The organism is Rhodococcus parequi (assembly GCF_046042785.1).
In the GTDB taxonomy this organism is placed as follows: Bacteria; Actinomycetota; Actinomycetes; order Mycobacteriales; family Mycobacteriaceae; genus Prescottella; species Prescottella parequi.
In genome coordinates, this window is sequence record NZ_JBDLNV010000011.1 from 12,639 (window position 1) to 25,230 (window position 12,592).

The following is a 12,592-nucleotide window of genomic DNA, read 5'->3' on the forward strand; positions in this document are numbered from 1 at the left end:
GGGGGTCACGATCGGCTCCGATGACGGATAACCCAGATTCGATCCGGATATGGAATTGTCCGGTGGGTTTCCGAAACCGCATGTCGAGTGCACGTACCAGCGGGATGTCCCTCGAGGCCTGCTCGGTCAGCGCAAAGCAAGTCTTCAATTCGAAGGCGGACCCGGTTGTCTCGTGTCGCTCGTTGCGACGTCGATAGGTTCTCGCTCGGCGTTGTCGGCGGCGGAATCGCCCGATTTCGCCCCGAAACTGGACGATCGTCCGATACCCTGTTGGCGCTCATCCCCTACCACTGCACAGGGAGACTCGATGGGTGTCGCGGGGGCGGCGGTTGTGACTTGTAAACCACTGGCAATGCGGCAGATTCGCTGATCTACACCGCACAGTGCATCGGAAGGAAGTAAGAGATGGCCCGATCATCGATTCGTGGCATCGTCACGCGAGCTACGGCAAGTACCGTGCTTCTCGCTGCTGTCGGCTTCGGCCAAGCAACGGTAGGTCAGACCATCGCGTCGGCAGACCCATCGCCGCGTGACACCGCAACGCAGACGGTGACGAACGACAACATCACCGCTACCAAGACGGTGACCCCGGCGACCGCATACCGCGGTGACGACGTGACCGTCAAGATCCGAATCGACGCAAAGGGCACCGATCGCTACCTCCGGGAGTTCACCGACATCGCCCCGGTCGGATACGAGTTGCGATCCGTGACTTCGCGGGCATGGCGCAGTGGTCCGCTATTGGGTGACTGGAACCAGGGCGGGCAGTTCGACAACACGCCGACTCAGGACGCGAACGGTGCAGTCAAGTTGTCATGGCTCGGTCACGGCGACTGCGTCGGTGCTGCATGCAAGTTGGTCCTTGTCGACAAGGGGGTCGATCTGACCTTCGTCTACAAGGTGCGAAACGATGCAGCAGTGGGCCCGCGTCAAGCCGGCATGTCGATGAACATCTATGCATTCGTCGGCACCCAGACCTGGAACCCCATGACGGGCCTGAATCTCACGGTGACGCAACCGTCGGTCGCGACCACCACTACCGTCACCGTTCAGCCGGTTGCCAAGGTGGGTGCAACTGTCCCGCTGACCGCATCCGTGAATCCAGCTGACGCGAACGGAACGGTCCAGTTCAAGGAGAACGGGGCCAACATCGGTTCTCCCGTCACGGTAACCAACGGGGTAGCCACGCTCGATCACATCTTCAACAACCAGGGAACCCGTTCGATCAGTGCGCGCTTCCTCGGGTCGGGCCCGTACGCGGACTCGAGCGGTGCCGCGAAGAACGTCGCAGTCACCGTCCCCGGGCCGAACGATCAGGACACCACTACGGTCATGACGTCTTCCTCGAGTGCTGTGGCCGGTGCTGCCGTAAACCTGTCGGCACAGGTCTCCGGCGCGACCGCGTTCCCCGGAACGGTCCAGTTCTTCGACAACAACGCACCGATCGGAGACGCGGTCACTGTGAACACCTCCGGCGTGGCCGTGTTGAGCCACACGTTCACCGTTGCAGGTCCGCACAACATCGCCGCGGTCTATTCCGGCGGTTCCGGCGTGAACGGATCGGTCGCGACCGAGCAGACCGTGAACGTGACGGATCCAGTGCCCGGACCCGGCGGCACCGGCTCGCTCGGCAGCCTCAACTTCGGCTCCTGATCTCGACGCGGGCCACCGACTCTTCTCGGGGTGAGAGTTGGTGGCCCGTCTTCAGCTCTATCGGTTCCTCCACCAGCGGTAGGTGATTCGCCGCCCGTGACCCCGAAGGGAAACAGATATGACGCGATCGTCGTTGCGATCCGCCGTCTCGCGAGTGATGGTCGGCGTGGTCGCCGTCGCGGCTGTCGGCGTCGGCCAAGCGGTCCTAGGGTCGGGCATGGCCTCGGCTGCGTCCAGTTCGCAGACCGTGACGACCAGCAACATCACCGCCACCAAGACAGTTACGCCGGCCGCCGCGTTGCCCGGCCAGACCGTCGAGGTGAAGGTTCGACTCGATGCGAGCGGCACCGACCGGTATATGCAGGACTACACCGACTACGCCCCGGCGGACTACGTGCTGCAGTCGGTGACTGCGCGGGTCTGGCGGAGCGGTCCGACGCTGGGTGACTGGAACAAGGGCGGCCAGTACGACGGCACGCCCACGCAGGACGCGTCGGGTGCTGTAAAGCTCAAATGGCTCAGTGGGGGCGACTGTGCTGGTGCCGCCTGCAAATTGGTGCTGCTGGACAAGGGTGCGGACCTCACATTTACCTACAAGGTTCGCGAAGACGCGTCGATCGGCGCTCGACAGGCCGGAATGACGTTCAACGTCTATTCGTTCAGTACTGAGCAGTCCTGGAAGCCGCTCAACAGCCTGGCCCTCTCGGTAGCGCCGTTCACCACGACGACCTCCGTACCGGCTATCGAGCCCGTCACCGAGGGTGACACCGCGACGCTGAAGGCCGCCGTGACGCCTGCGTCCGCCACGGGAAACGTTCAGTTCCGCGACGGCGGTGTGGATATCGGTGTGCCCGTGCCGGTCTCGAACGGGCAGGCGCAGTTACCCCACGCCTTCGACGCAGTCGGCAGCCATGACATCTCGGCGGTCTTCACCGGCACCGGACAGTACGCCGGCTCCGTGTCAGGCACGACGTCGCTTCAGGTGACCGAGCTCCCGACGCTCGACACGGCTACGACTCTGCAGGCGCCGCCATCCGCAGTACAGGGTGCCCCCACCACATTGACGGCGTGGCTCGATCCAGCGCAGGCGGCGGGAACCGTGCAGTTCAAGGAGAATGGATCACCGATCGGTACGCCGGCGACGGTCAGTGGCGGCACGGCACAGCTGTCGTATACGTTCACTCAGCTCGGAAGTCGCAGCATCACAGCCGAGTTCGTAGGCGGGAAGGGCTTCGCGAATTCGGTATCCCAGCCTCGTTCGATCTTCGTGAGCGCGCCTGTTCCCCAGGATGTCACGACCACCACCACGCTCACCGTCCCGCCGACCGCGCAGACCGGCCAGCAGATCACGCTGACGGCGAATCTGGATCCGTCCAACGCCGCCGGCTCGGTGCAGTTCAAGGACGGCGCCACCAACATCGGTGGACCGGTGGCCGTCGCGAACGGTACGGCGACCGCGCAGACCTCGTTCACGGCAGCGGGCAGCCACAGCATCACCGCGGTCTTCACCGGAAACACCGGCTTCAAGAGCTCGACGTCGTCGGCGCAGACGGTGACGGTCAGCGCACCGGTGGTCCAGACGTCGCTGACGCTGTCGGCGCCGTCGGACGCACAGACCGGGTCCGCGATCACCTTCACCGCGGCGGTGACGCCGGCGAACGCGGCCGGCACTGTGCAGTTCACGGTCGACGGCAACAACATCGGTGGCCCCGTGACGGTTTCGAACGGGATGGCGAGCCGGCCGCACACCTTCGCGGCAGCTGGACCGCACACCGTTGGTGCCACGTTCACCGGTGCCACGGGCTTCACGAACACGTCGTCGGCCCCGCAGACGGTCCAGGTGTCCGTCCCGACCCCCGACGACGTCGTCACCACGACGGCCGTGACCGTGTCGTCGACGGCCACGGTGGGCCTGCCGGTGACGCTGTCGGCGTCGGTGACGGGCGGAACGAATCTGCCGGGCACCGTGCAGTTCTTCGACGGTGACACCCCGATCAGTGGCAACGTCGACCTCGTCGACGGTGTTGCGACGGTCCAGCACACCTTCACCGCGGAGGGTGCGCACGCGATCACGGCGCGCTACTCCGGTGGCGAGGGCGCGAAGACGTCGATTTCGCCGGCGCAGTCCGTCCAGGTGTCGCCGGCCGACAACGGCGGCGACGGTGAGGGGACGGGCAGTACAGGTTCGCTCGGCAACATCTTCGGATCGCTGAGCGGCGTGGGCCGTTCGGGATTCGGGTCCTGATCGACGACGACCCGAGCCGATAGCCGACGAGACCCCCGACCATCAGGTCGGGGGTCTCGTGCGTGTTGTGCCGGATCGAACTGTTTTCCCACCTCGTCTGGACTCACGTCGATACAGTGTGGGCGCACATCACTCGTCGGGGCGTCGGGGTGAGGCGCGGCGGGCGTTCGCAGTCGGGAGGACGTCGGCCGAGTTCGGCAAACGTGTTCTCCTGAGCGCGGTTCCGGCGTGCGTCAACCCCCGGAGCTGCACTCTCCTGCGACGAGAGGAGTGCTAGTGACCCGATCCATCACTCGACGGCTGGTGTCGACGGTCGTGGCGGGGGCAATGGCCGCGAGCGTGATGGCGGCCGGGCAGGTCCTGTGGGGAGCCGGAAGCGCCTCGGCCGCACCGGTGTCACAGACCGTCACGACCGACAACATCATCGCCACCAAGACGGTGAGCCCCGCGGTCGCGCACCCCGGTGAGATCGTCACCTCGACCATCACGTTCAAGACGTCGTCCGGGTTCCTCAGTGTGGACCGGTATCTGGAGAACCTCACGGACTACCCGCCCGCCGGGTATGTGTTGCAGGGCGTCAGTGGCAACGTGTGGCGGGGCGCCGGGGCGAACCTGAACGGCCCGTCCCTGTACGACGGCTCGGCCGTACAGAATCCGACCAACGGTTCCGTGACGATCAAGTGGACGGACGCCACGCTTGCGCTGGGGCTCATCCCCGGGCAGGGCAACGGCAGCAAGAACCCGACGCTCACGTTCACCTACAAGGTCGCGGACGCCGCGCAACCCGGACCGCGCTCCACCGGAATGGGCTTCGACATCTACGCGTTCTCGAGCTATCAGGCCTTCAACCCGATGTCGAACCTCGCCGTCTCGGTCGAGCCGGTCGTCACGTCGACGACCGTGACCGCCCCGGCCACCGCGGTCGCCGGAACACCGGTGACACTGACTGCCGACGTGACGCCGTCGACCGCAACCGGTTCCGTCCAGTTCAAGGACAACGGAACCAACATCGGAGCCCCGGTCCAGGTTTCGGGCGGGCAGGCCGGCCTGACGTACAGCTTCCCGGCCGCCGGCTCGCGCAATATCACGGCGGTGTTCACCGGCACACCGACGTTCGCGACCTCCACGTCGCAGCCACGGACGGTCTCGGTGACCGCGGCGAACGTCCAGACCACGACGACACTCACCGCGCCGAGCGACGCCAAGACCGACACCTCGGTGCTGCTGTCCGCCACCGTCACGCCGTCGAATGCTGCCGGCACGGTCCAGTTCCGCGACAACGGCGCCGACATCGGGGGCCCGGTCCCGGTGTCCGGCGGCATCGCGAGCCTGCAGCACACCTTCCCGACGGTGGGCACGCACAGCGTCGTCGCGGTGTTCACCGCCGGCAGCGGCTTCGTCGGTTCGAGCTCGCAAGCGAGCACGGTCGTCGTGACCGCTCCGACACCCGACGACGTCGCGACCTCGACGACGCTTTCCGCACCCACGTCGGCGACGGTCGGTCTGCCGGTGCAACTGTCGGCACAGGTCTCGGGGGCCGCGACGCTGCCGGGCACGGTGCAGTTCTACGACGGGGCGACGCCGATCGGGACGCCGCAGACGGTGTCGGGAGGCACTGCGGTGTTGACCTACGCCTTCCCGACGTCGGGGGTGCGCGACGTCAAGGCCGTCTACTCCGGGGGCCCCGGAGTGATCGGGTCCGCGTCGGCGCCCCAGACGGTCCAGGTGACCGGGTCGGACACCGGCGGGGGCGACGGCGGTACCGGCAGCGCCGGGTCGCTCGGCGGCGGCGCACCGATGTTCGGGTCCTGATTCGCTGACCGGAACCACGGTCCCTCGCCGCACCACGGGCGGGGGACCGTGTCGCGCCGGCCGGGGACTCGAAATACGCCCGGCCACACCGAGCCGACTACGCTGCACACTGTGGAACCCTTCTACCGAACGATCATCGGCGTCGCCCGCACAGTGTTCGCAGGCCAGGGACTGAAATTCACCGTCACCGGCGAGGAGCACATCCCCGCGGCCGGGGGTGCGGTGGTGGCGATCAACCACACCGGCTACATGGACTTCACCTATGCGGGCCTGCCCGCCCGCGCCGTCAAGCGGTACATCCGCTTCATGGCGAAGAACGATGTCTTCGTCAACAAGGTCTCGGGCCCGATGATGCGGGCCATGAAGCACATTCCCGTCGACCGGGCCGCCGGCGCCGACTCGTATCGCGCAGCCGTGCAGGCACTGCGGGACGGCGAACTCGTCGGTGTGTTCCCGGAGGCGACGATCAGCCGCAGCTTCGAACTCAAGGAGTTCAAGTCCGGCGCGGCACGCATGGCACTCGAGTCCGGTACCCCCATCGTGCCGATGGTGATCTGGGGTTCGCAGCGGGTGTGGACGAAGGGCTTCCCGAAGCGTCTGGGCCGGACGAACACCCCCATCTCGATTGCCGTCGGCGAGCCGGTCGCGCCGTTCGAACCGGCGTCGGAGATGACGGCGCTGTTGCACACCCGCATGGAGGAACTGCTGCGCGGCGTGCAGGCGAACTACGAGCACCCGGCCGGTGAGTACTGGGTGCCGGCCCGGCTCGGCGGCGGCGCCCCGACGCTCGAGGAAGCGAACAAGATGGACGCCGAGGAGGCCGAGGCCAAGGCCGCGGCGCGCCGTGCCAAGGACGCCGGCGGGGCCTAGCGCCGGAGTCTGCCGGTGAATTAGCGCTCACCGGCATGCGGGGAGGGGCCGATTGTCGCCCGTTAGGGGCAGAATGGCCCGGTGCCCACCCAACTGCCCAGCCTCGTCGCCAGCGATGTCGACGGCACCCTGATCGACGACGAAGAACGCGTGACCGCCCGGACCCGGGCGGCCGTGCAGACCGTCGTCGAATCCGGGACGCCCTTCGTCCTCGCCACCGGACGGCCGCCCCGCTGGCTCGCCCCTGTCGTCGACGGCCTCGGGTTCGCGCCCCTCGCGGTGTGTGCGAACGGCGCGGTGCTCTACGACGCCGCTGCCGACCGGGTCATCAGTGCGTCGACGCTGTCGGTGGAGACCCTCGCATGGCTCGCCGACCTCGTCGACTACGAGCTTCCCCGGGCCGGGCTGGCGGCCGAACGCATCGGTGCCACCGCGCACGACACGGCCACCGCCCAGTTCGTCAGCGCGCCCGGCTACGAACATGCCTGGCTCAATCCCGAGCACACGGAGATGGCGCCCGAGGATCTGCTGTCCGCACCCGCCGTGAAGATGCTCATCCGGCAGCCCGGCGCGAGCAGTGCCGACATGGCTGCCAAGCTCCGCCCGCTGGTGGGGGAGCGGGCCGATCTGACCTACTCGACCAACAACGGGCTCATCGAGGTGTCGGCGCCGGGGGTGACGAAGGCGTCCGGCCTCAGACTCATGGCGCAGCACCTCGTCATTCCCGACGACCACATCGTCGCGTTCGGCGACATGCCCAACGACATTCCGATGCTCGCGATGGCAGGCCACGGCGTCGCGGTCGAGAACGCGCACCCCGAGGCGAAGGCCGCGGCCGACGAGGTCACCGCGACCAACTCGGAGGACGGCGTCGCAAGGGTGCTCGAAAGGCTTTGGAAGAGCTGAGCTCCCGGCCCCGAGAAGGCACGGAAATGGGCCTGCCCTCCACGAAACCGTGGAGGGCAGGCCCTTTTCGTCGGACGGTCAGTTGATCGCGACCGGAGCCTCGGAGACCTCGCCGGCCGGGGCCGGAGCGGAGGCCGCGGGAGCGGCCACGTCGTTCATGATCGTGGTGACCTGGCCGGTCGCCTCGTCGAAGATCATCGAGCCGCGCTCGAAGTCGGAACGCTTGCCGCCGTCCACCGAGTACTCGTCGCTGATCGGCAGGCCGATGTCACCCATCACTCCGCCGGCCGCGGTCCACTGCTCGAAGATCTTGCCGATCATCGTGACCACGCCACCGAGGGGTGAGCTGAAGATTCCGCCGTTCTGGAAGAACGCGTACACCTGGCCGGTCGCCGTGGTCAGCAGGCCGGTGATCGCGTCACCCACCATGCTGCGGTTGCCGCCCATCGCCAGCCACTGGCGCGCGATCGGGTTGGAGTCGGCGATCGACAGGATGCCGTTCACCACCGCGGGGATCTGGGCATTGAGATCGAGCGACCCGGCCGGGTTGGCGCCGCCGTTGTTGCCGCCACCGTTGCTGGGGTTGGTCGGAGGAGTTCCGCCACCACCGCCGGTGTTGCCGCCGTAGTTCGCCGCGGCGATGTTCCGGATCTGGTCCATCTGGGCGTACGCGGCGCTACCCGGGCACTCGGTGTAGCCGACATCGCGGTGGGCGAAGATCGTCGGCAACACGACGCGCTGGCCCAGCGGGTACTTCGAGTACTGCGTGCCCTCGGAGTACATCGTGACCTGGCCCTTGGGGTTCAGGTTCGCGAGCTTGAGACGCCAGCCCAGGTACTTGCCGACGGACTCGATCGTCGCCGCGGGCGCTGGCTCGTTCACGAAGTTACCCATCATGGCGATACCGACGGTGTTCTCGTTGAAGCCACCGGCGTGCGCACCCTGGACGGGACGGTCGAGTCCGCCGAAGCGACCCTCGAAGATCTGACCGAAGCGGTCGACCAGTACGTTGTAGCCGATGTCGCACCAGCCGAGCGACTGCGCGTGGTAGGCGTAGATGCCGCGCACGATGCCCGCGGACTGCTCACGCGTGTAGTTGTTGGTCTCGGCCGTGTGGTGCACGGTCGCGCCACCGGTGGAGTCGTCGTAGGTCGGGTTCTGGCAGCGGATGCCCTCGTTCGCGCCCCACGCGCTGCGCGAGATGATCTTGACACCGTTCACCGAGGTCGGCGTGGCGATGTCGGCGAGGTTGGCGTCCTGCGGCCCGCTACCGGGATTGATGAGCACCGCCGCGACGTCGTTCGCGGTCAGCGTCGCCTGCCGCAGCGGCTTCGACACGGCGGCCGGGGTGTAGCCGAGCGGCTGGGTGGCGTCGGAATCTGCCTGGGGTGCAGGAGTTTCGGCGGCCGGAACCTCCGGAGCGCGGTGCGCCGGATCGGTCGCGTCGGCGGTGCCCGCAGCGTCCGCCGTGCCCTCCTTCGGCGTCACCAGGATCTGCACGGCGTTCGTCTCGCCGACGAAGACCGGTTCGGTGCCCTGCTTGCCGCTGCTGCCGTCGACGAGGTCGGGGGTGATCCACTCGCCCCACGAGCCGTCCGAGAGCTTCGCGCGCAACTGGGTCACCGACGACTCGAGATCTGCGGCGGTGACGCCGACCATCGAGAACGGGGTGTCCTGCGTGACTTCCTTGACCGTCGCACCGAGGGTCTCCGGGGAGACCTCGCCCGGAACCGGGGCGGCGATGTCGCCGGGGGTGGTCTCGCCCGGGGCCGCCGGCGGTGCCAGCGGGGTCAGCGACGGAAGCGTGAGCGTCCCGCCGCCCGGTAGGGGGATCTCGTGTGGGAGCGGAAGGTCACCGAGGCGGAGGTCGGGCAGGTCCAGGCCCGTCAGTTCCTTGAGCGGGATGACGATGTCCGGAACGGACGCGAGAACGACCTCCGCAATCTGCGTCTCGATCGTCGGGGCCGAATCGCTTGCCGAGAGGACGTCCGAAGGCTCGCTGTTCAGCGCCTGAACAGCGAAGGGGGTGGCGACGGCGACTGCTGCGACTGCGGCCAGGACTATCGAGTTCTTCGGTCGACGGTGCGGCAAGGCGAATCTCCTCGTGGTAATGCGCGGGGTGTCTTCGTGCGCTGCGAGCGACCTCTCGGCCGGCCGATTCCGGGCGGTTCGGTTTCGGACTGAATCCTGGGGGCTCCCCCGGGACGAAGTCCACAGTTCATCCGAGGATGTCTGCAACTTGTGATGCAGATGTTACTGATGTGACTGCAGTTACTTCAGTGGCGGATGTTGCCAACAGCAGTCACAGTTGCCACACTAGTCGCAACATCCTTAACGCTCAACCTTAGCTTGAGCCTTTTGATGACTGTGCAGGTCGGGGCTGCTTCGCTCCCGTTCCATCGCCCGCTCCGGACTCCGCACAGGCCCGCACGACCCCAGAACCCAGTGATGAGGAGCGAGCCTATGGCGACCCCCCGCCTTCGCATTTCCGCAGATCGAGTCCTGCGTCGCCGACGTCTCGGCGGGCGCCCGTCGCGCTCCCTGGCACGGCTCGCCGCCCTCGGACTGGCGCCGGCCCTCGCCGTCGGAGCCGCGGTCGGGCTGACCGTCGTCGACCGCGGTCCCGATTCGGAGATCGCCCCGGTCGTCGCGGCCGATACGCCCATCACGCTGTACGGGCACGGCTACGGGCACGGGCGCGGCATGGGCCAGTACGGCGCCTACGGCTACGCGAAGAACTTCGGGTGGACGGCGGAACGCATCGTCGGGCACTACTACGGCAACACCCAGCTCGGTCAGGTGGCCGATCCCTTCGTCGCGGTGCGTCTGATCGGACGCGACGACAAGCGGCTCGACGTCTACTCGCCGGCCGGACTCAACGTGGCCGGCCGCTATTTCGGACCGAACTCGGCCGCGCACCTCGTCCCGACGGGCGGCGGCGCGGACGTCACCGTCACCGACGGCTGCACCGGCCGCGAGGTCTGGCGCGGGTCCACCAACCACCCGTGGGTCGACCCGGTCAATCTCGGCGCGAACCGCCCGGCCAACGAACACCTGCGCCTGTGCGACGGCAACGTCCCGTATCGCGGCGCGATGAATGCCACCCGCGACGGCAACGGCGCCTGGCGGACGGTCAACCGGGTGCTGATGGAGGACTATCTCTACAGTGTCGTTCCCGCCGAGTCGATCCCGTCGTGGGCCGATTCCGGCGGCAAGGAGGCGCTGCGGGCGCAGGCCATCGCGGCCCGCTCGTACTCCGCAGCCGAGCGCCGCTACGGCTACGCACAGACCTGCGACACCCAGTCCTGCCAGGTGTACCGCGGATCGTCCAACGAGGACTGGCGGACCACCGAGGCCGTCCGCACCACGGCCGGCACCGTCCTCAAACGTGGCAACCAGATCATGGCGGCCGAGTTCTCGTCGTCGTCGGGCGGTTTCACCGCCGGTGGCGTCTTCCCGGCCGTGATCGACGAGGGCGACGCCGTCTCGCCGAACCGCAACTGGCAGCAGACGGTCACCGCCGGCGCCATCGCGAACGCGTACGGCGTCGGCGAGCTGATCTCCTTCGACGTCATCGGCCGCAACAATCTCGGCGCCGACGGCGGCCGCGTCACCCGCGTCAAGGTCGTCGGGACGGCGCGCACCGTCGAAGGGTCGGGCGACGAGGCCCGGTGGAAGCTCGGTCTCAAGTCGGACTGGTTCACCGTCGGCGGTCCCGGCGCACCCGGGCCCATCCCGGGCCTGCCGCTCCCGCCGGGCTCGCTCGAGTCGCTGCCGCTGCCGGAGTTGCCGCCGCTGCCCGAGATCACCCCGGGATCGGTGGAGTCGCTCCTGCCGCCGCTGCCCCCGTTGCCACCGCTGCCGCCGGGCTCGGCCGCACCCCTTCCCTTCGCTGCTGCGGCGGGTGACGCGATCGCCGAACCGATCGCCGCTCCCGCGGAGGAAAATGCCGCCGTGGCGGAGGAGTCGCCCATCGACGCCAAGTATCGGGAACTCGGCGGCCCGGCCGGAACGCTGGGTGAACCGACCGGACCCGAGCTGATGCTGGTCGACGAATCAGGCAAGTTCCGGACCTACGCGGGCGGCACCATCGTGTGGACGCCCACGCTCGGCACCCAGGTCGTCGACTCGAGCGTCGTCGTGCAGCCGGTGCCGGTGGAAACGGACGTCGCCGCCGGGTAGGAACCGGCAAGACCCGGGATCGGGCAGGGCCACCGCGCAGTGCGGTGGCCCTGCCCCTTTTTTCGTCGCGCGTGCGAATTCCTCTTGACCTTGACGCAGCGTCAACCTGCAGGCTGGGTGTACCGACGCACCGAGGAGGCGACGTGAACCCGACCGGAGAGTGGTCGATCCAGCAGCTCGCGCGGATCGCCGGGACCACGAGTCGGACGCTGCGGCACTACGACAGTGTCGGCCTGCTCACGCCCAGCCGCATCGGGACCGGGGGCGACCGCCACTACGACCAGGCGGCGCTCGTGCGGTTGCAGCGGATCCTGCTGCTCCGCGAGCTGGGGTTGGGCCTGACGGCGATCGCCGAGGTGCTGGCCGGCGACACGGACCCGGAGTCCGCGCTCGCCACGCACCTCGAACTGCTCGAGGAAGAGCAGGAGCGGTTGCGGCGCCGGATCGCATCGGTGCGCACCACGCTGGACAAGATGAGGAGAGGTGAGTCACTGATGGCCGAGGAGATGTTCGACGGATTCGACCACACGCGCTACGAGGAGGAAGTGGTCGAGCGGTGGGGGAGGGACGCCTACGACCGCAGCGACAGCTGGTGGAGATCGCTGTCGGACGCCGACAAAGCCGGCTTCCAGCAGGACCAACTGGACATCGCCGCCGAGTTCGGGCGCGCGCACGCCGCGGGACTCGCGGCCGACTCGCCCGAGGCGCAGGACATCGCCCGCCGGCACTACGACTGGGTCGCGGCGGGCTGGCAGGGCCGCCGGCCCACGGCCGACGCCTTCGCGGGCCTGGGGGAGATGTACGTCTCCGATCCGCGGTTCGCGAAGCACTACGACCGGCACGGGCGGGGGACCGCGGAGTTCGTGCGGGACGCCATGTTGGCGTTCGCGCTGAACGACCTGTAGGCGCTGCAGACCCCGTGTG

At 68.1% G+C, this 12,592-nt stretch carries 8 protein-coding genes; 7 read left to right on the plus strand and 1 reads right to left on the minus strand.

The window, feature by feature from the left end; all coding sequences use genetic code 11:
• Window positions 1-549: 549 nt before the first annotated feature.
• From ABEU20_RS24205 to ABEU20_RS24225, 5 genes are all read left to right on the plus strand, one after another.
• On the plus strand, window positions 550-1,653 hold the full coding sequence (locus ABEU20_RS24205) for an Ig-like domain-containing protein (protein WP_420166936.1): 1,104 nt from the start codon (window positions 550-552) through the stop codon (window positions 1,651-1,653).
• Window positions 1,654-1,771: 118 nt separating this feature from the next.
• Window positions 1,772-3,898, plus strand: a complete 2,127-nt coding sequence (locus ABEU20_RS24210) for an Ig-like domain-containing protein (protein ID WP_420166937.1) — start codon at window positions 1,772-1,774, stop codon at window positions 3,896-3,898.
• 276 nt (window positions 3,899-4,174) lie between these two features.
• Entirely contained in the window at window positions 4,175-5,710 is a 1,536-nt protein-coding gene (locus ABEU20_RS24215) for an Ig-like domain-containing protein (protein ID WP_420166938.1), read from the plus strand.
• Window positions 5,711-5,821: 111 nt separating this feature from the next.
• Window positions 5,822-6,580, plus strand: a complete 759-nt coding sequence (locus ABEU20_RS24220) for a lysophospholipid acyltransferase family protein (protein ID WP_420166939.1) — start codon at window positions 5,822-5,824, stop codon at window positions 6,578-6,580.
• An 81-nt stretch (window positions 6,581-6,661) separates the two neighbouring features.
• Window positions 6,662-7,486, plus strand: a complete 825-nt coding sequence (locus ABEU20_RS24225; protein WP_420166940.1) for an HAD family hydrolase — start codon at window positions 6,662-6,664, stop codon at window positions 7,484-7,486.
• Window positions 7,487-7,564: 78 nt separating this feature from the next.
• Here the strand turns inward: ABEU20_RS24225 and ABEU20_RS24230 are convergent, their stop codons facing one another.
• The gene (locus ABEU20_RS24230; protein ID WP_420166941.1) at window positions 7,565-9,577 is read right to left on the minus strand and encodes an N-acetylmuramoyl-L-alanine amidase; all 2,013 of its coding nucleotides are present in this window, start codon (window positions 9,575-9,577) and stop codon (window positions 7,565-7,567) included.
• Window positions 9,578-9,949: 372 nt separating this feature from the next.
• Between ABEU20_RS24230 and ABEU20_RS24235 the strand changes: the two genes are divergently transcribed.
• Complete coding sequence (locus ABEU20_RS24235; RefSeq protein WP_420166942.1) at window positions 9,950-11,668, plus strand: SpoIID/LytB domain-containing protein; 1,719 nt, start codon at window positions 9,950-9,952, stop codon at window positions 11,666-11,668.
• Between the two features lie 143 nt (window positions 11,669-11,811).
• Complete coding sequence (locus tag ABEU20_RS24240) at window positions 11,812-12,573, plus strand: MerR family transcriptional regulator (protein WP_420166943.1); 762 nt, start codon at window positions 11,812-11,814, stop codon at window positions 12,571-12,573.
• Window positions 12,574-12,592 lie beyond the last annotated feature (19 nt).

Coding starts and splice junctions, on each gene's coding strand:
- ABEU20_RS24235 (WP_420166942.1), top strand. CDS start 9,950: ATGGCGACCCCCCGCCTTCGCATTTCCGCAGATCGAGTCCTGCGTCGC.
- ABEU20_RS24210 (WP_420166937.1), top strand. CDS start 1,772: ATGACGCGATCGTCGTTGCGATCCGCCGTCTCGCGAGTGATGGTCGGC.